General features: G+C 50.5%; 18 protein-coding genes. 11 read left to right on the forward strand and 7 right to left on the reverse strand.

Annotated elements, in window-relative coordinates; all coding sequences use genetic code 11:
* Nucleotides 1-71: 71 nt before the first annotated feature.
* From C7Y71_RS03415 to C7Y71_RS03430, 3 genes are all read right to left on the reverse strand, one after another.
* Nucleotides 72-2,273 (reverse strand): RelA/SpoT family protein, encoded by a 2,202-nt coding sequence (locus tag C7Y71_RS03415; protein ID WP_111898558.1) that lies wholly within the window; start codon nt 2,271-2,273, stop codon nt 72-74.
* Nucleotides 2,274-2,609: 336 nt separating this feature from the next.
* Nucleotides 2,610-3,380 carry an NAD(+) diphosphatase gene (nudC, locus tag C7Y71_RS03425; RefSeq protein WP_111898556.1) on the reverse strand — a complete coding sequence of 257 codons (771 nt, stop codon included), beginning with the start codon at nt 3,378-3,380 and terminating at the stop codon, nt 2,610-2,612.
* An 80-nt stretch (nt 3,381-3,460) separates the two neighbouring features.
* Nucleotides 3,461-5,215 (reverse strand): phospho-sugar mutase, encoded by a 1,755-nt coding sequence (locus C7Y71_RS03430; protein WP_111898555.1) that lies wholly within the window; start codon nt 5,213-5,215, stop codon nt 3,461-3,463.
* Nucleotides 5,216-5,349: 134 nt separating this feature from the next.
* Between C7Y71_RS03430 and C7Y71_RS03435 the strand changes: the two genes are divergently transcribed.
* Entirely contained in the window at nt 5,350-5,988 is a 639-nt protein-coding gene (locus tag C7Y71_RS03435) for an HAD family hydrolase (protein WP_111898662.1), read from the forward strand.
* Between the two features lie 173 nt (nt 5,989-6,161).
* On the opposite strand, the gene C7Y71_RS03440 is transcribed toward C7Y71_RS03435, so the two are convergent.
* The 3 genes from C7Y71_RS03440 to C7Y71_RS03450 all read right to left on the reverse strand — a co-directional run bounded on the left by C7Y71_RS03440 (nt 6,162) and on the right by C7Y71_RS03450 (nt 9,513).
* A complete protein-coding gene (locus tag C7Y71_RS03440) occupies nt 6,162-6,605 on the reverse strand; it encodes a helix-turn-helix domain-containing protein (protein WP_111898554.1) in 444 nt (147 codons plus the stop codon).
* Between the two features lie 1,078 nt (nt 6,606-7,683).
* Complete coding sequence (gene holA / locus C7Y71_RS03445; protein WP_111898552.1) at nt 7,684-8,721, reverse strand: DNA polymerase III subunit delta; 1,038 nt, start codon at nt 8,719-8,721, stop codon at nt 7,684-7,686.
* 15 nt (nt 8,722-8,736) lie between these two features.
* Nucleotides 8,737-9,513 (reverse strand): AMP nucleosidase, encoded by a 777-nt coding sequence (locus tag C7Y71_RS03450; RefSeq protein WP_111898551.1) that lies wholly within the window; start codon nt 9,511-9,513, stop codon nt 8,737-8,739.
* Between the two features lie 39 nt (nt 9,514-9,552).
* Here C7Y71_RS03450 and C7Y71_RS03455 point away from each other — a divergent pair, with 39 nt between their 5' ends.
* From C7Y71_RS03455 to C7Y71_RS03500, 10 genes are all read left to right on the forward strand, one after another.
* Entirely contained in the window at nt 9,553-10,008 is a 456-nt protein-coding gene (locus tag C7Y71_RS03455; protein WP_111898550.1) for a type I restriction enzyme HsdR N-terminal domain-containing protein, read from the forward strand.
* A gap of 46 nt (nt 10,009-10,054) precedes the next feature.
* The gene (locus tag C7Y71_RS03460) at nt 10,055-10,366 is read left to right on the forward strand and encodes a helix-turn-helix domain-containing protein (RefSeq protein WP_111898549.1); all 312 of its coding nucleotides are present in this window, start codon (nt 10,055-10,057) and stop codon (nt 10,364-10,366) included.
* A 338-nt stretch (nt 10,367-10,704) separates the two neighbouring features.
* Nucleotides 10,705-11,031, forward strand: a complete 327-nt coding sequence (locus C7Y71_RS03465) for a hypothetical protein (RefSeq protein WP_111898548.1) — start codon at nt 10,705-10,707, stop codon at nt 11,029-11,031.
* 223 nt (nt 11,032-11,254) lie between these two features.
* Nucleotides 11,255-11,776, forward strand: a complete 522-nt coding sequence (locus C7Y71_RS03470) for a KdsC family phosphatase (RefSeq protein WP_111898547.1) — start codon at nt 11,255-11,257, stop codon at nt 11,774-11,776.
* A 74-nt stretch (nt 11,777-11,850) separates the two neighbouring features.
* Nucleotides 11,851-12,432, forward strand: coding sequence for a Maf family nucleotide pyrophosphatase (locus tag C7Y71_RS03475; protein WP_111898546.1), 582 nt, complete (start codon nt 11,851-11,853; stop codon nt 12,430-12,432).
* A 50-nt stretch (nt 12,433-12,482) separates the two neighbouring features.
* The gene (locus C7Y71_RS03480) at nt 12,483-13,088 is read left to right on the forward strand and encodes an L-threonylcarbamoyladenylate synthase (protein ID WP_111898545.1); all 606 of its coding nucleotides are present in this window, start codon (nt 12,483-12,485) and stop codon (nt 13,086-13,088) included.
* 103 nt (nt 13,089-13,191) lie between these two features.
* Nucleotides 13,192-15,531 carry a T9SS type A sorting domain-containing protein gene (locus C7Y71_RS03485; RefSeq protein ID WP_146739431.1) on the forward strand — a complete coding sequence of 780 codons (2,340 nt, stop codon included), beginning with the start codon at nt 13,192-13,194 and terminating at the stop codon, nt 15,529-15,531.
* A gap of 32 nt (nt 15,532-15,563) precedes the next feature.
* Nucleotides 15,564-17,072 carry an arylsulfatase gene (locus C7Y71_RS03490; protein WP_111898543.1) on the forward strand — a complete coding sequence of 503 codons (1,509 nt, stop codon included), beginning with the start codon at nt 15,564-15,566 and terminating at the stop codon, nt 17,070-17,072.
* A gap of 152 nt (nt 17,073-17,224) precedes the next feature.
* Nucleotides 17,225-18,673: an NAD-dependent dihydropyrimidine dehydrogenase subunit PreA gene (gene preA / locus C7Y71_RS03495; RefSeq protein WP_111898542.1), complete on the forward strand. Its 1,449-nt coding sequence runs from the start codon at nt 17,225-17,227 to the stop codon at nt 18,671-18,673.
* 142 nt (nt 18,674-18,815) lie between these two features.
* Nucleotides 18,816-20,384: a helicase HerA-like domain-containing protein gene (locus tag C7Y71_RS03500; protein ID WP_111898541.1), complete on the forward strand. Its 1,569-nt coding sequence runs from the start codon at nt 18,816-18,818 to the stop codon at nt 20,382-20,384.
* An 88-nt stretch (nt 20,385-20,472) separates the two neighbouring features.
* Here C7Y71_RS03500 and C7Y71_RS03505 read toward each other — a convergent pair whose 3' ends face one another.
* The gene (locus C7Y71_RS03505) at nt 20,473-20,901 is read right to left on the reverse strand and encodes a copper resistance protein NlpE (RefSeq protein ID WP_111898540.1); all 429 of its coding nucleotides are present in this window, start codon (nt 20,899-20,901) and stop codon (nt 20,473-20,475) included.
* Nucleotides 20,902-20,983 lie beyond the last annotated feature (82 nt).

Consider the following 20,983-nt stretch of genomic DNA (forward strand, 5'->3'; position numbering starts at 1 on the left):
CGTCGGAATTTTCGGATTATTCAGATTATTCAGAATTTTCCGAAAACCTCCGGCCTCCTCTGACAAAGAAATCACACCCGCTCCACCCCGACGACACCTTTGACTCCTTTGATTTTCTTGACGAGTTTTCCGATGGTGTCGGTATCATCAACAAGTACGGTGAGCACACCGGAGAAGAGGCCGGCATTGCTGTCGATGCGTATACTGCGGAGCATGATTTTTTCTTCGCGGGCAATGATGGAAGTGATATTGTTGACGATGCCGAGGTCGTCGTTGCCCACCACGCGCAGTGTGACGGGGTATTTCTCGCCGCCTTTTCCTGCCCACCGTGCCTTTACGATGCGATAGCCGAAACGTTCGCGCAAGGCGGGGGCATTGGGGCAGTCGGTGCAGTGGATTTTTATGCCGCCACTCACGGTAACGAAGCCAAACACGTCGTCGCCATAGACGGGGTTGCAGCAGCGTGCCATCTGGAAGTCGAGGCCCTTGAGGTTGCGGTCGATAACGAGTACGTCGCCACCATGCCCCACGGCACCGGCATTGGCGCTGTCCTGCTCGAAGTTGTATTCCTCGGCACTTCGCACAGGCTCCGCTGATGTGTTCGCGCCATGCTCGCGATGGTAGAGTTCAGTATAACGGTCGATGACTTCCATCACGTCAAGACGACCGTTGGAGATGTCTTTGAAAAAGTCGTTCGCCTCCTTGTAACTAAACTTGTGAACGAGGCGGTTGATGACGGTTTCGTCCCATTCCACCTTGCGGTTCTTGAGCCGTCGTTCCACCTGTTCACGCGCCAGGGCAGCCTCGCGGGCAGAGAGTTCCTTAACGGCAGCACGTATCTTGGAACGTGCATGCCCCGACACCACGATTTGCTGCCAGTCCGCCTTGGGCGTCTGGTTGTTGGAGGTCTGTACCTCCACCGTGTCGCCACTATGCAGCACATGCCGCAGCGATACGTTTCTGCCGCCAATCTTTGCCCCTGTGCAGCGGTTGCCCACACCGGTGTGGATCATATAGGCAAAATCGAGCACCGTGGCACCGGCTGGCAGGCTGAACAGGTCGCCCTTGGGAGTGAAGACATAAGTGTTCTGCTCGGGGCGCGACGATGCCATGCTGTCGGAAAGGAGTTTCTCGTCGCCTGTCTCAAGGGCATTGCGGATGTCCGCCAGCCAACTCTCCACATTGCCGCCGCTACTCTTCACGCCCTTATAGCGCCAGTGAGCTGCAAGACCGTGTTCCGCTATCTCGTCCATGCGTTCTGTGCGAATCTGCACCTCCACCCACTTGTCCTGCGGACCGCGAACGGTGATGTGAAGGCTCTCGTAGCCGTTGCTCTTGGGCACGGTGAGCCAGTCGCGCAAACGCTTGAGGTTCGACTCGTAGCGCGCCGTAATCAGACTGAACACCTTCCAACATTGCTCTTTCTCTTTCTTGAGAGGCACATTGAGAATGATGCGAATGGCAAAGAGGTCGTAAACGCCCTCGAACTCGCATTTCTGCTTCTTCATCTTCTGCCAGATGGAGTGGATGCTCTTGGTGCGCGCCTTGATGTGATAGTCCATGCCCTCGCCATCGAGCATTTCGCGGATAGGGGCGATGAAATGCTCCACGTATTCGTCGCGCGCACGCTTTGTGGCATTGAGTTTGTCCTTGATGTGATAGTAGGCGTCGTGTTCAAGGTATTTGAGCGACAGGTCCTCCAGTTCGCTCTTGAGGGCATAAAGACCGAGTTTGTGGGCGAGGGGGGCGTAGAGATAGGCGGCTTCGTACGACTCCCTGCGCTGCGCATCCTTCTGCTTCGTGTCGCGAATCTTTCGCATCACGTTTACACTGCGGGCGATAAGCAGAAGCACCACGCGGATGTCATTGGCCTGTGCGATGAGCAGGTTGCGAAAGTTTTCGGACTTCATCGCCTCTACCTTGCTGCACAAGGTGCTGATACGGCTGAATGCCGTCAGGGCATCATACACGTCATTGCCAAACGCAGCCTTGGCACGCAGGCGTCCTTCCTCGTCGTCGATTACGGCATCTGCCACGGCAGCCACAAGCACATTGCCGCGGATACCCGTTTCGTCGGCTGCCAACAGCACCGTTTCGAGGGCTGTCTGTACGCGGTTGAAGCCGAAGTCGTCTGCTTGCCGCGCACCGAGAGACAATTCAGACACCACGAAGTCGCGCACACGGCGCATCACTTCGCCAAACGGCTTGACCAACTTCTCGCGATGCGCCAGGCAATATATTAAACGAAATATGGACTTACTTCCCTTTGTCATCTTTACTGTTCTTAAGTTTCGCAAGTTTCACTTGATTGAAGTTAACGAAGTTATTGAAGTTAGCGCTGCGCTCGAAGTTAACGACGATACCTCTTTTCTCTTTGGAGTTAGCGAAGTTATTGAAGTTATCGCTTCGCTTGAAGTTAACGACATTACCTTTTTCTCTTTGGAGTTAGCGAAGTTATTGAAGTTATCGCTGCGCTTGAAGTTAACGACGGTACTAATGCTGATGTTATCTTCTATTTTTTTCTTCTTTTGTTATTTATCGTTCCAAGGTATCGTCGATAACTTCGTTAACTTCAATAACTTCGTTAACTTCGAAAATCTTCGATAACTTCAGAAAATTGAATGCCGTTCCAGAAAGTCGTCGATAAGCATACGCGCCATCGACACCTTACCGGGTATTTCGGGCAGACGGTCCTTGTCGAACCAGCCGCCCTTGCGCAGTTCTGAGCGCTGTAAATGGAGTTCCCCACCGGCATAGTCTGCCGTAAAGCCCACCATCAGTCCACTGGGATAGGGCCAGGGCTGACTGCCGAAATAGCGTATATTATCCACATGGAGGTGCGTCTCTTCCCACACCTCGCGCTGCACACACGCTTCGAGTGTTTCGCCCGTCTCCACGAAGCCAGCCACAAGTCCCATGAAGTCGCCGCGGAAGTTGCGGCTCTGCACAAGGAGCATTTCGTTGCCGCGCGTAACAAGTACGATAATGGCGATGGCAAGCGAGGGCCATACTTCCTTGCCGCAGTTCGTACAGCGCTTGGAGATGTCGGTGTGGAGTTTCATCGGACCACCACAAACACCGCAAAACTTCGTGTTCTGGTCCCAATAGAGAATTTCGCGTCCCTTGCCCGCCATGTCGTACAACGGACGAGGCAGAATGTCGTACGAGGCGCGTAGCCCCACCATGCGGAACCCCTCTGCCACAACAGGAGCATCCAACGCCACACAGCGGCATGGCACACCGTCAAGGTCGGGCAGACGATGCACGGTATGCCAACGCTCAAGCGCAACGGGTGGGGCATCGCCGTCGGGTATGCCCCACCCTTTTTCTTCATTGCCTGAAAGCAGGATATTGTCCTGACAGAAGAGGAACCAGTACATTAGTTGAAAGTTGAGAGTTGAGAGTTGTCCGGAATCTCCGGAAAATCCGGAATGTCCGGATACTCCGGAATTTCCTATTATCAGATCTCCAGCGATGCCATGACCGCCTCCACTTTCTTCATAGCCACTTCGCGCGCAGCGTCGTAGTCAGAGGCTGTCTGCATCTTGCCCTTTACTTCAACGTAGAACTTAATCTTCGGCTCCGTACCGCTCGGGCGCACACTCACCTTCGTGCCGTCGGCGGTGTACCATTGAAGCACGTTGCTTTTGGCAGGCATGTCGAGATCTGCGACATTGCCTTCGCCATCGGTAACCTTGAGGGTCTGATAGTCCTTCACACATACCACCTTCGATGCAGCCAGTTCTGTAGGCGGTGTTTCGCGGAAGCGCTGCATCATGGCTTTGATTTCGTCAGCACCGCTCTTGCCTGGTTTCACTACGTTGATGGTCTTGTTGAGTGTGAGGCCATATTCCTGATAGATGTCCATGAGCACATCGAAGAGTGTCTTGCCCTGATCCTTTGCCCAGGCGCAGATTTCTGCGAGCAATGAACAAGCACTTACTGCATCCTTGTCGCGCACGAAGTCCTCTGCCATGAAGCCATAACTTTCTTCGCCACCACCGATGTATTGCAGCGGACCATTGTCTTCGTGGATGGCTATCTCGCGGGCAATCCACTTGAAGCCGGTGTAGCAGTCGAACATCTTGATGTTGTTCTTGTCGGCTATGGCTTTGATGAGTTCTGTCGTTACGATGGTCTTCACAATGAACTCATTGCCCTGCATCTTACCCTGAGCCTTGCGGTTCATGATGATGTAGTAGAGGAAGATCATACAGGTCTGGTTGCCGTCAACGAGCACCCATTCGCCCTTGCTGTTCTTGCATGCCATACCCACACGGTCGGCATCGGGGTCGCTCGCCATAACGATGTCGGCATCAATTTTCTTTGCCAATTCGAGCGCCATAGTGAGGGCTTCGGCATTCTCGGGATTAGGACTGACCACAGTGGGGAAGTCGCCCGACTTGACCATCTGCTCCGGCACACAGTGTACGTTCTCGAAGCCCCAGAGTCTGAGCGACTGCGGGATGAGCATCATACCCGTGCCGTGAAGCGGTGTATAGACTATCTTGAGGTCTTTCTGACGCTTAATGCATTCGGGATCAATGCTGATGGAATGTACCTTGTCGAGGTAGATATCGTCTATTTCCTTGCCTATGATTTCGATAAGTGCAGGATTGCCTTCAAACTTGATGTCGGCCACGTCCACCTTGTTCACTTCGTCGATGATGCCTGTGTCGTGAGGACCGGTCACCTGCGCGCCGTCGTCCCAATAGGCTTTGTAGCCGTTGTATTCCTTTGGATTATGGCTGGCGGTGAGGATAATACCGCTCTGGCAGCCGAAATGGCGGATAGCGAACGACATTTCGGGCGTGGGGCGCATATCTTCAAAGAGGTAAACCTTGATGCCGTTAGCGGAGAAGATATTGGCTGACGTCTCGGCAAACAGACGGCTGTTGTTGCGGCAGTCGTGACCCACAACCACGGAAATCTGGTCGAGTTTGCCGGCAAACTGTTTGTTCAGGTAGTTCGACAAGCCCTGAGTGGCAGCACCCACGGTGTAGATATTCATACGGTTGGTGCCGGGACCCATGATGCCGCGAAGACCACCCGTACCGAATTCCAAGGTCTGATAAAAACACTCAACGAGTTCTGTCTTGTCCTCATTGTCCAACATGGCCTGAACGCTCTTGCGCGTTGCTTCGTCGTAGAGCGGACTCTCAGCCCATACCTTTGCCACTTCTGAGCATTTGGCTAACAATTCTTGATTTTCCATAATTTTTATATGTTTTTTTGATGTTTAAATTGCAAAAACTTATCTGTCGCTATTGTCTTGCAAAGATAAAGAATGGTTTTGAAAAATGCAATAACGACAAAAAAATAAATAATGACTACTTTTGCAAAAAAAACATGATCAACCCTACCACATACATCTTCGACCTCGACGGCACACTGCTTGATACGCTCCAGGACCTCAAAGCCAGCACGAACCACGCGCTGCGTTCCCACGGACTTCCGGAACGTACGACAGAGGAAGTGCGACAGTTCGTGGGCAACGGCGTAAGAAAACTCATCGAAAGGGCTGTACCCGAAAACACACCGCAAGAAGTTCTCGAAGCGGTATTCGCCGATTTCCGGAAACACTATATGGACCACTGCCTCGACGCGACAGCGCCCTATCCCGGCATCATCGACATGCTCCGACGGATCAAGGCGCAGGGCAAGCGCATGGCTATCGTAAGCAACAAACTCGACCCCGCCGTGAAGGAACTCAACGAACGGTTCTTCAAGGAATATATCGACCTGGCAGTGGGAGAGAGCGACACCGTGCGACGCAAACCGGCACCCGACATGGTGAACACCATACTGCAAACGCTCGGCATCACGAAAGAAGAAATGGTCTATGTGGGCGACTCGGAAGTGGACTTACAGACGGCACGCAACGCAGGAGTAGGGTGCATCAGCGTCCTCTGGGGCTTCCGCGACAAGGAAATCCTCATAGCCAACGGCGCCACCACCTTCGCCAAAACACCCGAAGAAATAAAATAAGAGGAACAACCACCGACAACCACCGACAACTTCCGACAACTTCCGACAACCACCGACCCTTCCCCCAAAGCCAAAAAAAATCCGCGATAGGAAAGATGCTTCTTCTCGCGGACAAACTAAAAAAGGAATTAGAAAAAGGTAAAATTTCGGGAGTTTCACATAACTGCCCTTATTTATCTTGCAGCCTTCAAGGTCTCGTAAGTTCCGTCATCGTAATACACGATAATTTCCTTAACCCGGCGCTGCTGTTTGTCAATTTTTTTCGCTTTACCCCGCTGCACCTCATGATCAGTTGTTACGGGTGCTGCCAGCACCGTTGGCTGCTGAGGTTGGTCGAAGAGATTCGGCTGAGTGTCTGTTGCATCTGCCACCTCTGGTTGCGAACCAGCTTCTCTGACCACCGCTCCGGTTCCAAACATTTCTCCCTCTCCAAACATCAGCCAATTCACATTCACTTCAGGTAGTGCTGCATGAATTGCCATCACGTGATTGTGAGTGGGGTTGGAACGACCAGCGAGTATGTTGGAAATCGAGGCGGAGGAAACTCGTATCTTTTTTGAAAACTCCTGCTGGTTCAAATTTAATTGTTCCATCAGTTGACGAATTCTTTCCTTCATTTTTTGCCTCTGAAATTTTCGTTTTTAAGATCCAACATTTTTGCAGGGGTCCTGCCACTGTCTTTTTTAACATCTTGCATCATGACCCTGACACCTATTATTATATGCACATACACAATTAACGATGCCTCAGGGGCAAAAATGCCCTTTGTCAGTTAGACTTTGCAAAAGTAAACATAAATTTTAATAATCCAAAGAAAAATTAAAAAAAATTAACAGCAAATTTAAGTTTTATTAATATGTAAATTTTATAAATCAAAACGTAAATTTACATTATTGTCTTCATGTTTATAAATATAAATTAACAGTCGTAAATATCAATTTGTAATTCACAATTACAAAAACGTGTAACTCATTGGTTCTAAGCAGCTATTTTTGATTTTTAGCCATAAAATCGCGGTTTTATGGGCATTTTTGGAGCAAAACCCGCCATTTATCTGATTTTCCACTTTCTTAGAAACGTGTAATTTGCTGATAACGAAATACATAAATCATTAAAATCAATTTACAAGCATATCGCTTTATAAATGTAAATCAACTTATTTTATTTCAAAACATAAAGATTTAAGTTATAAAATCTTATTATAATTTATATTTTTAATTTGTAAATTCACTTTAATTTTACATTCTAAAACCCCTCGTTTTTATGTATTTATATTTTGAAATGTAAATTACAAGGACATAATTCAGGCAAAATGGCGAAAAAAGCAAAAAAAACTCCTCTCGCCGGGCAACGATGCGGATTTTTCCGGGAAACGCCGTCTCAAACGCTTTAATTTCAAGTAACAATTTGGTAATCAGTTGATAGGAGCGAATAATTCTTGTCTGTGATTTTCTGTCTGAAAAATGGCTACCCCACTCCATTTTTCACTTTTCAAGCAAAAAAAAGGGATTTTCTTGACAGAAAACCCCTACTCTAACGCCATAATTTTTGAGAATTTATGTTTTAAGCAGGATTTTTGAATGAAATAGGAAGCCAAAAAACTACCGGAATTTTCTATAAACGACTGGAACTTCCCGGATGTCCTGAAGACGTCTGGAGTTTCCTGATTTTTCCAATCGCCCCCCCAGAGATCCGTCAGTTAAGAATGAAAAAGAGAAGTTCCCTCATCAGGTCGCCATCCGAGGTGAATGGGTTCCCTACCCCCTTCGACCTGGCATCAGTCCGGCGGATGGCAGCGATGATGTTCAGCACCTTCATCGGCTTGTAATTCGCCATGCCGGGCAGGATGTTTTTCCGGACAGGATAGGTGGAATTCAGGTCGAGCCAGGCTGCCAGTCCCCTCTCCGATTTGTCGGGAGAATAGTATGCCAGCATCAGTTGACGGAACAACCTGAATAGTATGGCAAGCAGCATCTGGATGGGATATGCCTTCTTGTTATTGTCAAAAAATTTCGCTATTTGAAAAACCTTCAGCGCGTTCTTTGTTACGATGGCGTCCGTGAATTCGAAATTATTGAACTCCTTGGAGATGCCCACATTTTCCATCACCATGTCCATCGTAACCATTTTCTCCCCTTCGGGCAGAGCGATGGAGAGTTTGTCGAGTTCCGTAACGACACGGCTCAGGTCTGTGCCCACATGGTCTGCCATGAGTTGTGCAGCATTGCCGTCGATGGACAGTCCCTTGCGGCGCAGGTAGTTCACGATGAACGCAGGCACCTTGTTTTCAAAAACCTTCTCCGTCTCGTAGAGCACCCCAACCTTCCCTATCAGTGTGCTCACCTTGAGCCGCTTGTCGAGTTTCTTGTGGCGGTAAGTCATGATGAGCACCGTGGTGGGCTGCGGCTTTTTCAGGTAGAACTCCAGGCGGTCGAAATCTTCAAGGTTCTGCGCCTCCTTCACGAGCACCACGAGCCGCTCGGCACCCATAGGGAAACCACGCGCCGTCATCATCACGGTGTCGATGTCCGTCTCGGCACCGAAGAGCGTAATCATATTGAAGTCGCGCTCCTCGGGCTTCACGAACGCATTCACCAAATCGTTCTCAAGTTGGTCGATATAGAAATCCTCCTCGCCCATCAGGAAATAGATGGGCGCCACCTTTCCAGCCTTCACGTCTTGCATGATGCTGTCGGGTGTAGGTGCCGTAGATTTCTTTGAAGAGTATGCCATGAGTCAATAATGTAGTTACCAGTCGTATTTCAGGTGTCGGACAGTCTTACGCTGACCGATGATGAGTTTCATCGCCTCTATGCCGATGCGCACGTGTGTCTGCGCAAAGTTTTCCGTAACGTGGCGGTCGCTCGCCTCCGTTTTGATGCCTTCGGGCACCATCGGGTTGTCGCTAACCAACAGCAGTGCACCCGTGGGGATATGGTTGTAGAAGCCGCAGGAGAACAGTGTGGCGGTCTCCATATCTACAGCCATCGCCCGCGTCTGGAGCAGATACTCCTTAAACTTCTCGTCGTGCTCCCAGACGCGGCGGTTGGTGGTATATACCGTGCCTGTCCAGTAGTCCTGGCCGTTATCGCGAAGTGCCGTACTCACAGCACGTTGCAGCATAAAGGCTGGCAGAGCAGGCACCTCCGTAGGCAGGTAGTCGTTCGACGTACCCTCACCCCTGATGCCGGCGAGCGGCAGGATGTAGTCGCCAAGGTGCGTTTTCTCCGATATGCCGCCCGTCTTGCCCAGAAACAGGCATGCCTTGGGTTTCACGGCACTCAGCAGGTCCATAATCAGCGCGGCATTCGGACTGCCGATGCCGAAATTGATCATCGTGATGCCATCTGCAGTCACGGCGCGCATGTTCGAAGTATAGCCAGCCACTTCTGTTCCTGTCAGTTCGCAGAAGATGTCCACATACTTGTTGAAGTTTGTCAGCAATATATGCTCGCCAAACTCTGAAAGTTGCATGCCAGTATAGCGCTGCAACCAATTCTCTACTATTTCTTGCCGGTTTCTCATAATTGAGTAATTTTGTATCCTGACTGCAAAATTAAAAAAATGATTCCAATCAACCTGCCACCCTACCCCATAAAAACGACCACAAAAGATGGGCGTCGCATGATTTTCGACTTTCTGCGCCGCCGGTATGTGGCTCTGACGCCCGAAGAATGGGTCCGCCAGCACTTCGTCCACTACCTCACCGACCATCTCGGCTACCCCGCTGCACTCATGGGCAACGAAGTAACCGTCAACGTGGGTGGCGTGGCACGACGCTGCGACACAGTCATCTACAACAAGCAGGGCGGCACACCGCGTGTCATTGTGGAGTACAAGGCACCCGAAATAAAAATTACACAGCAAGTCTTCACACAAATCAACGCCTACAACAGTGTCCTCCGAGCAGGCTACCTCTTCGTCAGCAACGGACTGACACACATCTGCTGCAAAATCGACTACGAAAACGGCACCTACAAATTCCTGCCGGAAGTGCCGCCATACGAAACACTGAAATAGTGCCCTGCTCCTATTGGTATTTGTAACAAAGAAAGTAAAAGAAATTATGAACAAGGAAAAACAAAAGGCTATTTTGGCTGCAAAAAACTTTAGCGAACTGCTCGATGTCAAATATGGTAAAAGAGGCGAGCCGGAACGTGAGCGCTTCGAAGTTGATGCTATTGCTTTCTACATAGCTGAGGTTTTGAAGGCTGAACGTGAGGAGGCGGGTCTTACACAGCAACAACTGGCTGACAAAATTGGAACGAAGAAATCCTATATTTCCAAAGTAGAAAATGGTGATACAGACGTCCATCTTTCCATATTGTCCAAAATCTTTGCCGGCTTGGGCAAAAGAGTTTCTTTGACAATAACTTAGTCTTGTCTTTTGGGCATCTCCCTAACGGGTAAGGCTTTCGTTGCCGCAACATTACTTCGACATCAAGCACCAAGCCAGTAACTTGTTCGATTTCGAGGGTGTTTCAAAATGAATTGAGTGCGCTGTCGCGCAGAAATCCTACAAATCTAACCAAATCTAACAAATTGATTTTCTGTCGATTATATTTTGTATGTTTTGTAATAATTCTCGCCTTTAGGCGACTTAATCAATTTTGACACATCCTCCTTTAAGGTGCTACTTCCATAAGAAAGATGACACGGTTGCCCTATTTTTTTCTTTTTATTTGTACTTTTGCATAAATCAATAAAATACATATTATGGAAACGTTAATAGTTATATTGTACATTGTATGGGGCATTCTCTGCCTTATTTTGTTCTTTAAGATTTGGGGTGCAACTAATGACATTGCAGAAATGAAAGATATGATGCAACAATATTTGAATCCGAAGAACAATAATTCCCAAGGAAAAGGCGTGACTTCATTTGATAATATTAAAGTAGAAGTCGGAGATACTATTGTTAGAGTCAAAGATGGCAAAGAATACGAGGTAGTGGGAGTGCGTGATGATAGTATTGTCATAGATTTAGGTGGATTTAGCGGTTTGCGGACACTTCAACCAGAAGATTTTATCTTGAAAAAATAATTCTTTGCACTTCCAAACAAGTGGCGTTTGGCTATTAAAATGGAAGTAAAACAAAAGGTCTTGCCCTTAAATAGACTTTTCTGCATCATTTTTCTATAATTTGATGCAGAAAATCCTATATCAAGAATGTCTATTTTTTGATGCGGTTACCGTGCTTTTTTTCTTCTTTGCGACAAAATACCGCATTTTTTCATTATATTTGCACCTTATATAATAGGAAACCATCATGCAACACATCCTTGAGAACATAAAAGGCATGGCTTTCGATGTGGACGGCGTGCTGAGCGCAAACACCATCGTGCTGCCAGAAGTGCAAGCCGACCCTGTGCGAACGGTGAACATCAAGGACGGCTATGCACTGCAACTCGCCGTGAAGCGCGGCATGCACGTGGCCATCATTTCCGGAGCCAGGGGCGAAGCCGTCCTGAAGCGTTATCAGGGGCTTGGCGTGCAAAACGTGTTCCAAGGTGTGGCGATGAAACTACCATGCTACGAACAGTGGCTCGAAACATGCGGACTGCGCCCCGAAGAGACCCTTTTCATGGGCGACGACATACCCGACTACGAAGTGATGCGCGCCTGCGGACTGCCGTGCTGCCCTATCGATGCGGCTGAAGAGATCAGAGCCATAGCAAAATACGTCAGTCCCCGCCAAGGTGGCTACGGCTGTGTGCGCGACATCGTGGAGCAAGTCCTCAAGGCACAAGGCACATGGATGAGCGACAAGACAGCATTCGGCTGGTAAAAGGAAAACAATAGTATCTATAGCATCTATAGTTTCTATAATTTCTATAGTTTCTATAAAAAAACAGAAAGCCAATGACCCCGATAGAATACAACATCATCCTCGCCAGCAACTCACCACGCAGGAAGCAACTCCTCGAACAACTGGGGCTGAAGTTCAGCGTGCGCGTGCTGCCCGACATCGACGAGACATGGCCCGACCACCTGCGCGGCGAGGATATCGTGCGCCACATCAGCACAAAAAAGGCTGAAGCCTACCGCCCCACGCTCGCTGCCGGCGACCTCGTCATCACTGCCGACACGTCCGTCATGCTTCGCGGAAAAGTGCTCGGCAAGCCCGCCGACAAGGCAGAAGCCAAGCGTATGCTTGCATTCCTCGCCGGAAAGACCCACAAAGTGATGACAGGCGTAACCGTCATGACACGTGAACACACCGAGACCATCGTCGTAACCACGAAAGTAACCTTCGCACCACTCTCCGAACACGAAATCGACTACTACGTGGAGCGTTTCAACCCCATCGACAAGGCGGGCGCATACGGCATTCAGGAATGGATTGGCATGGTGGCTGTGGAACGCATCGAAGGCAGTTACTGGAACGTCATAGGCCTACCCGTGCAGCAACTCTACCGCCTGCTCAAGAAATTCGGAATATAAGGACACCTATCACCGACAACCACCGACAACCACCGACAACCACCGACCCAATGAAGCTATACCCTAAAAACAACGACCCTCAGCAACTCCAGCGCATCGCCGACCTGCTCAACGACGGCGGCGTAATTATATATCCCACGGGAACGACATACGCCCTGGGCTGCCACGCACTCAAGGAGCGCGCCGTGGAGCGCATCTGCCGCATCAAGGGTGTGGAGCCGGAGAAGCAACTCCTCTCCATCGTGTGCTACGACATCAGTAGCATCAGCGAGTTTGCAAAGATAGAAACACCCGTCTTCAAACTCATGAAGCGCCACCTGCCAGGACCTTTCACGTTTATCCTGCCGGGCACAAGGGCACTGCCGAAAGTATTCAGCAAACGTGGCGAAGTGGGTATTCGCATGCCCGACAGCGCCATCGTGAGCGAAATACTCGCCCACCTCGAAGCACCGCTCCTCACGGCATCACTCCCCGCTGAAGACGAAGACGACGCACAGGACCTCCTCAATCCTGAACTCGTGGAAGAACGCTTCGGCAACCAGATTGACCTCATGGTGGAAACCGGACAAGGCAAACCCGGACAGACCACCATCGTGTCGTGCACCACAGGCGAACCGGAAGTGGTGCGCCAGGGCGACGGATGGCTCGATATCTGAGCGAGCGATAAAGCATCGTCGCAACTTGACAGAAAAGAATCGTCAAGCCCATACCAACAACATTATCCGAAACAAAACAACTATAAATACCATAAAAAAACTTATGAAAAAATTTACTTTCTTATTTGCCCTATCTATGCTCGTGCCAACGGTTTCAGCCCTTGCGCAGACAGCACCGAAAGCCGGCAAGAACTATTACGTCATCTCGAAGAAGACCGGCGAGTGCATCAGCGAGTCGGACGGCTTCCTCGTGCCGGGTACAAAAAGCAAAGTGCTCGAACAAATGTGGACCATCGAAACAGCCGATGCAAGCATTCCGGCATACTATGTCAAGAACCTCAAGACAGGCAATTACATGCAGTCGTGCAATGCCAGTCTCGACGACAAGATCCAGTCTGGTGCAAGTCCGATACCTTATTATTTAGGACTATCAACATCGGGCGACAATAGTGGCTACTACTGGCTGTCGTCCACCGACTGCAACAACTATTCCGACAATTCGCTCTCACCGCGCGGACTCAACCGCTCGGGAGCAGTCGATTTTGTCATCGCATGGCATGCCGGACTGACCAATGGCGGTTCCTACTGGTCGTTTGAAGAGATTGACCAGACCATTGTCGATTCGCTCCTCGCACTCGAACCACAAACCCCCATCGAGGAGCCCGAAGACACCATCAAGTCCGACGGAAAAACCTATTTCCTCATTTCAAAACAGTTCGGAGACTACGTGGCAGACCAAAACGGAAAGTTGGTTACCACAAGCCTCGACCAGTCGCAGCCCATCTATTGGGAAATCATCGACACCAACACCGACATACCCACCTACTACATCCGGAACAAGGTAACAGGTAAGTACATACAAAGTTGTAACCTGACCAAGGAGACACAGGTGAGCACAGGCACGAAGCCGGTTGACTACTACATCGGCACTTCCGCCTCGGGCAACAATGCCGGATACAAGTGGTTGAGTTCTGTTGACTGCGACAACTACAGGGACAACACCCAGTCGCCTTTAGGCCTCAACCGTCACGGATCGAAGCAAATCGTCATCACATGGGACGCCGGACTGACCAACAACGGATCCTACTGGACATTGCAGGAAACGCCCTTCAACTACGAAATCAAGCCCTTCACACCATCGGCAGCAGTAGGTAGCCCCACTGCGGTTTACAACATGCAGACACCCAAAGGCAACTACATGAACGGCGACGGCACACTCTCCGAGAAGGCTGATGGCGACAATGCCACATGGTACTTCGTGGGCAGCAACTCCGGCGGTGGATACAATGTGGTGAACCTCGCCACAGGCACGCCGCAGCCCACCGCATCAGGCGCCGACAAATGGATTGTGGTGGAGAACAAGACGAACGGCATGACATACTACTCGTTCGTGGCGTCCGACAACACCACCGACACACTCACCATCGGCGGCGAGAACCGCATCTTCTTCAAACTTGCGCGCTCCGTCTTCGCCCGCCACGCACAAATCTACGAACTGCCATGCGGAACGACAAGCGGTCAATACTTCACCAAGGTGTCGCTCAAAGGCGAAGGCGCACCAAAAAATCTGACCTACCCCATTCGTACACAGAGCGGCACAGACAAGGCATCCACACAGCAGAACGTAGTACCCTCGAAAGCCTACTCTATTAACGCGCTCGACAAGGCAAAAGTCATTGCCGGCAAGGAAATCCAAATCGACATGACGCTCTTCAAGGCGGTCAGCAAGAGCGACGCCCTCGAAGTATTCGTTTATTTCGACTGGGACCGCGACGGTGTGTTTGAGACCGTAGAGCAAGTCATTGCAGAAAAGACCATGCAGTTGCTCCACACTGTGCCCGCCACAGCCAAGGACGGACGCACACGCATGCGCCTCAGGGCAACCGATAATGGCCTCAGCGACGCAGAAGACGAAGTACACGGACAGGTGCTCGACTTCGAAGTTGAAGTAACTCATGACGATGCCGAATTCACTGTAACAGCACGCAGCAACGACCCCACACGCGGAAGTGCTGTCATTGAAGGAGATGTTGCAGTAGCAACGCCTTACAACGGCGCCACATTCGTATGCTGGAAAGAAGGCAAGCGCATCGTAGCCACAAGAAACACATACACCTTCAAGCGCGACAACAACGTGGAACTCACAGCCATCTTCGCTGCCGACCCCAACGACCCGTTCGGAGAAAACGTGCTCACTGGCATCAGGAAACCATCCACCATCAACGACCAGAACGTGCTTGTCAATGTAGAAGTGGGTCATAAGAAAATCGTAGCAAAGACTGCTGCAAAGATTCTCAAAGTGAACCTCTATTCCGCCACAGGAGCACTCGTAAGACAAGCCTCGGGCAACACCATCTCAACCGAAGGACTGCCACAGGGTGCATACATCCTCAAAGTCTTCACCGACAAAAAAGACAAATCGGCAAAAGTGCTCGTAAAATAAACAGATAATAACAACAATAACATATAACAACAATGAAACTATCAAAATTGGCTTTATTGGGCACAGGAGCATTGGCTGCAACAGCATACGCCCAGGAAAAACCGAACATACTCTATATCATGTGCGACGACTTAGGCTATGCCGACATAGGTTGCTACGGACAGCAGTACATCGCCACACCAAACCTCGACCGACTCGCTTCGCAGGGCATGCGCTTCACACAGGCATACTGCGGAAGCCCCGTGTCAGCACCTTCGAGAGCATCCTTCATGACAGGACAGCACACCGGACACACCCACGTCAGAGGCAACAAAGAGTACTGGAGCGCCAACAACATGGTGAACATCGGCTCGTGCAGGGACTACGCCCGGGTGGGACAGGAACCCTACGACACGGCACACGTCATCATACCCGAAATCATGAAGGACAACGGCTATGCCACAGGTATGTTCGGAAAATGGGCAGGTGGCTACGAAGGCTCCATCTCCACACCGAAGACACGCGGCATCGACGAGTACTACGGCTACATCTGCCAGTTCCAGGCACACCTCTACTATCCCAACTTCCTTAACCGCTACAGCAAGAAAGCCGGCGACACCGACGTCAGGAGAATAGAACTCACGCAGAACACACAACACGCCATGTACGGTGCCGACTACCTCAACCGCACACAGTACTCCAGCGACCTCATACATCAGGAAGCACTTAAATGGCTCGACGACCGCAAGGCTGGCGAACCCTTCATCGGCATCTTCACCTACACGCTGCCACACGCAGAACTCCTGCAGCCCGAAGACTCCATCCTGTTGGCATACAAGGGTCATTTCTGCCAGGAAAAGTCGTTCGGCGGCGACCAAGGCTCACGCTATAATCCCACCGACATAGCACACGCACAGTTCGCAGCCATGGTCACACGACTTGACGCACAAGTGGGACAAATCATGGACAAACTCGACGAAAAAGGCCTCGCCGACAACACACTCGTCATCTTCACAAGCGACAACGGTCCTCACGCCGAAGGCGGTGCCGACCAGAGTTTCTTCAACACCGAGCAACTCCTGCAGGGCCTCAAGCGAAACACACACGAAGGCGGCATACGCATACCGTTCATCGCACGATGGCCAGGAAAAATCAAGCCGGGAACAGTGAGCGACCTCATGTTCGCCTTCTACGACCTCATGCCCACATTCTGCGACGTGGCAGGCATCAAGAACTACGAAGAAAAATACCGTAACCCACGGCTTGAGAACGACTACTTCGACGGCATATCCATCTACCCCACACTCACCGGCGAAGGAGAACAGGTGATGCACGACCACCTCTATTGGGAATTCCATGAAACCAACATGATTGGCGTGAGAAAAGGCAACTGGAAACTCGTCGTGAAGAACGGCAACTGCCAACTCTTCGACCTCGCCACCGACCTCCACGAAGACCACGACCTCTCGGCATCCTATCCTGAAGTGGTAAAAGAACTCAAAAACATCATCAAGCAAGAACACACCGAAAGCAACCTCTTCAAGGTAACACTGCCAAACTGACAGTTGACAGTTGAGAGTTATCGGAGTATTCAGGATATTCAGAGTATTCAGAACATTCAGAGTATTCAGAACATTCAGAAAACTCCGATAATTCCCTAAAAAACGGATAACTGAATAATCATAGTTAATAGAACATACATAGTATAAGGAGTATGCTACACATCAACGAAGAAGCGAAACGGTGCCTGCTGTGCGAGGATGCACCCTGCACAAAAGCATGCACGACGGGCGACCCCGCACGCGCCATTCGTGCCATACGGTTTGACAACGCCCGTTTAGCCAGCCAATGGGTGGTGAACTGTACAGACAAGGACCTGGAAGCAGCCGAAAAGGCCTGCATACACTACGACCGGCCCATCCGCATCAAGGAACTGATACAGGCAAACAAGAAAGTGGAACCTGCCACAGAAAAGACGGCACCATCGCTCACCATCGACTTCTGTGGCATACACTGCGAGAACCCCTTCTTCCTCGCCTCGTCGGCTGTATGCACCAACTACGACATGGTGGCACGCGCCTTCGACATGGGATGGGCGGGTGTGTTCTACAAAACCATCTGCAAACAGGACATACGCGAGGTATCACCGCGTTTCGATGCTGTGAAAGACAATACATCCTTCGCCGGATTCCGAAACATGGAGCAACTGAGCGAGAACCCGCACGAAGTGGACTTCGACATCCTCCGACGACTGAAGCAGAACTACCCCTCGAAGATTGTCATAGCATCCATCATGGGAGCATTTGAGGAAGAATGGATAGAACTGGCGAAAATGGCAGAGGAAGCAGGATGCGATGCTGTGGAACTGAACTTCTCTTGTCCGCAGATGCGACTCACGGGCATGGGCAGCGACGTAGGACAGAATGCCGAACTCGTAACCTTCTACACCGCTTTCGTAAAACGAAACGTCAAGATACCCGTCATTCCGAAAATGACACCCAACATCACACAGATGAACCAACCCGCCATGGGAGCCTATTTTGCAGGTGCCGATGCCATATCAGCCATCAACACCATAAAGAGTGTTACCATGTCTGCCCAAGCGGAAGTCAGCGGAAGACAAACCGTGTCGGGCTATTCGGGACGCGCCGTGAAACCCATCGCGCTGCGCTTCATTCTCGAAATGGCGAAAAACCCCATCATGAAGAAAATACAGTTCAGCGGTATAGGCGGCATAGAGACATGGCGCGATGCACTCGAGTTCATACAGTTGGGCTGCCACAACGTGCAGGTATGCACCGCCGTGATGCAATACGGCTATCGCATCATCGACGACCTCGTGCTCGGACTGCAAACCTACATGGCTGAAAGAAACATTGACAGCCTGGAAGAACTTGTGGGCGAACAGTTGCCCAACTTCGTGCAACCATCACAGTTGGACCGCGAAACGATGGTATATCCTGTAATCGACCGCCAGAAGTGCATCGGCTGCGGACGCTGCTACATCTCCTGCCACGACGGCGGACATCAGGCGATCACCTTCGACACCGACACCCGCCAGCCGCGCATAGTAGGCACAAAATGCGTAGGCTGCCACCTCTGCCGCCTCGTATGCCCCACAGGCGCCATAGGCGTGTCCAAGAGAATCAATAAGAAGAACTGACGACTATCGGGGTATATTTTTCTTTCAGAATTCTCCAAACACTCAGAATACTCTGAATACTCCGAAAAAATATCCAACATCAAGGAAAATATGCATTTTCATGCGTAAATTTGCTTTTTGAAACTAACAAAACTATTATATCATGCTTGACAAAGAACGTGGCTTATACATTGCCCATTCATCGCAGGGCGCACTGAGTATTATAGGAAAGATGGCAAACCGGCACGGACTGATTGCCGGTGCAACAGGTACGGGTAAGACCGTGAGTCTGCAAGTGATGGCAGAGACATTCTGCCAGGCAGGAGTGCCGTGCTTCATGGCAGACATGAAGGGCGACCTCTCGGGCATCAGTCAGACAGGCAGACTGAGCGGTTTCATAGAAAAGCGCATGCCGGAGTTTGGCATCGAGAATCCCGAGTTCCAATCGTGCCCGGTACGGCTCTACGACGTGTATGGCGAGCAGGGGCACCCCATGCGTGCCACCATATCCCAGATGGGGCCCGACCTCTTGGCGCGACTCCTCCAACTCAACGAGATACAGAGCGGTGTGCTCAACATCATTTTCCGTGTGGCAGACGAGCGCGGACTGTTGCTCGACGACATGAAGGACCTGCGCGCCATGACAGACTATGTGGGACAACATGCCGCAGAATTCACCACGAAATACGGCACAATTGCCAAGGCAAGCATTGGTTCCATACAGCGTGCGCTCCTCGCGCTCGAAGGGCAAGGGGCTGACAAGTTCTTTGGCAAACCCGAGTTCAACATCATGGACCTCCTGAGCCAGCAAGGCGGCAAAGGCGTGATGAGTGTGCTCGCTGCCGACCGCCTGATGCTGCAGCCCAAACTCTATTCCACATTCCTGCTGTGGCTCATGTCGGAACTCTACACCACACTGCCCGAAGTGGGCGACCTGGAATACCCCAAACTCATCTTCTTCTTCGACGAAGCGCACATGCTCTTCGACGGCACGAGCAAGGCGATGGTGGACAAGATAGAACAGGTCATCCGACTGATTCGTTCTAAAGGCGTGGGTATCTACTTCGTAACACAAAGCCCGAGCGACCTGCCCGACACCATTCTCGGACAACTCGGCAACCGCATACAGCATGCCCTGCGCGCCTACACACCGAAGGACCAGAAGGCAGTACGCGCTGCAGCAGAAACCTTCCGAGCCAATCCCGGCTTCAGCACAGAAGAAGCAATCATGCAACTCGAGACAGGCGAAGCACTCGTTTCCTTCCTCGACGAAAAGGGAGCGCCGTCAATGGTGGAACGTGCCAAGATTCTCTTCCCCCTCAGCCAGATCGGCGCCATAACCGAAGGACAGCGCATGGACCTCATCAAGCAGTCGCCCATCTACGGCAAATACGACACGGCGCAAGAGCGAGACAGTGCATTCGAACTCCTGCTCGCCGAAAGCGAAAAGGAAGCCAAAGCACAGGAAGAAGAAAAGGCTGAAAAGGAAGAAAAAGAAGAAAAGGACGGCGGAAAGAAAAAGAAAGGCTTCTTCAGCAAAGTGTTCAAAGCCATCATGACGGCCATCACAGCCACACTCGCCACAATCGTCGGCACATTCGTGTCAGACAAGGTAACAGGCAAGAAGTCAAGGAAATCCTCCACATCAGCCACAGGACGCGTCGTGAAGAACGCCACAAGTGCTGCCACACGCCAAATCACTCGTGACATCTTGGGCAACCTCATTAAGTAGGAAAGTACTCGGCATAAACAGAATTTTCGGAGTATTCAGAATAATCTGAATGCTCCGAAAACTATCAAGGGGTTTATAGAAAGCCCCATCAGTCCTTCTTCAGGACATAATGCTCTGCCATTTCGCCGGTAACTTCTTTTTTATCTTTGTCCAACTGGCGTAATTGTTTTTCCTCCACTTTATAATAGGACTGCTCGCCGCCTTCATCCTGAAGCGTCAGAACGTTTTCACTGACAGTATAAGTCCCCTTTTCGTCCGACGAGTCGTTTCTCTCAACATATACAGAATGGAGCGTAAATGTCTTGTCTGCATTTAGTGTCAGGGTCGTTTCGATACCCGGGCAGTCGGCTGCGGGCAGGGTGCCTTTGTAAGTGCCCTCGCAATTCATCTCAGCACCTTGCGTGTCAGCCACTTCAGTGGTAACGCTGTCCTTTTCGCCACTCTTGTTTGTTTTCGCACCGTTGTTGCAAGCCGCCATAAGCGCGCATGAACATACTAAAAGAAATACCTTCTTCATTCTTTTTTTTGTTTTTTAGTTTGTTAATAAAAAATAGTTTGTAATCAAAAAATAAACTGTGTTTTACTACTTTTATTGTAGT

Origin of the sequence: Pseudoprevotella muciniphila (assembly GCF_003265305.2) — a bacterium.
Taxonomy (GTDB): domain Bacteria; phylum Bacteroidota; class Bacteroidia; order Bacteroidales; family Bacteroidaceae; genus Alloprevotella; species Alloprevotella muciniphila.

What these genes read in the sequence shown, in the direction of transcription:
- C7Y71_RS03435 (WP_111898662.1), top strand. Translation starts at nt 5,350, where the DNA reads ATGATCAACCCTACCACATACATCTTCGACCTCGACGGCACACTGCTT.
- C7Y71_RS03485 (WP_146739431.1), top strand. Translation starts at nt 13,192, where the DNA reads ATGAAAAAATTTACTTTCTTATTTGCCCTATCTATGCTCGTGCCAACG.
- C7Y71_RS03430 (WP_111898555.1), bottom strand. Translation starts at nt 5,215, where the DNA reads ATGGAAAATCAAGAATTGTTAGCCAAATGCTCAGAAGTGGCAAAGGTA.
- holA (WP_111898552.1), bottom strand. Translation starts at nt 8,721, where the DNA reads ATGGCATACTCTTCAAAGAAATCTACGGCACCTACACCCGACAGCATC.
- preA (WP_111898542.1), top strand. Translation starts at nt 17,225, where the DNA reads ATGCTACACATCAACGAAGAAGCGAAACGGTGCCTGCTGTGCGAGGAT.
- C7Y71_RS03450 (WP_111898551.1), bottom strand. Translation starts at nt 9,513, where the DNA reads ATGAGAAACCGGCAAGAAATAGTAGAGAATTGGTTGCAGCGCTATACT.
- C7Y71_RS03440 (WP_111898554.1), bottom strand. Translation starts at nt 6,605, where the DNA reads ATGAAGGAAAGAATTCGTCAACTGATGGAACAATTAAATTTGAACCAG.
- C7Y71_RS03500 (WP_111898541.1), top strand. Translation starts at nt 18,816, where the DNA reads ATGCTTGACAAAGAACGTGGCTTATACATTGCCCATTCATCGCAGGGC.
- nudC (WP_111898556.1), bottom strand. Translation starts at nt 3,380, where the DNA reads ATGTACTGGTTCCTCTTCTGTCAGGACAATATCCTGCTTTCAGGCAAT.
- C7Y71_RS03415 (WP_111898558.1), bottom strand. Translation starts at nt 2,273, where the DNA reads ATGACAAAGGGAAGTAAGTCCATATTTCGTTTAATATATTGCCTGGCG.
- C7Y71_RS03455 (WP_111898550.1), top strand. Translation starts at nt 9,553, where the DNA reads ATGATTCCAATCAACCTGCCACCCTACCCCATAAAAACGACCACAAAA.
- C7Y71_RS03505 (WP_111898540.1), bottom strand. Translation starts at nt 20,901, where the DNA reads ATGAAGAAGGTATTTCTTTTAGTATGTTCATGCGCGCTTATGGCGGCT.
- C7Y71_RS03480 (WP_111898545.1), top strand. Translation starts at nt 12,483, where the DNA reads ATGAAGCTATACCCTAAAAACAACGACCCTCAGCAACTCCAGCGCATC.
- C7Y71_RS03490 (WP_111898543.1), top strand. Translation starts at nt 15,564, where the DNA reads ATGAAACTATCAAAATTGGCTTTATTGGGCACAGGAGCATTGGCTGCA.
- C7Y71_RS03460 (WP_111898549.1), top strand. Translation starts at nt 10,055, where the DNA reads ATGAACAAGGAAAAACAAAAGGCTATTTTGGCTGCAAAAAACTTTAGC.
- C7Y71_RS03465 (WP_111898548.1), top strand. Translation starts at nt 10,705, where the DNA reads ATGGAAACGTTAATAGTTATATTGTACATTGTATGGGGCATTCTCTGC.
- C7Y71_RS03475 (WP_111898546.1), top strand. Translation starts at nt 11,851, where the DNA reads ATGACCCCGATAGAATACAACATCATCCTCGCCAGCAACTCACCACGC.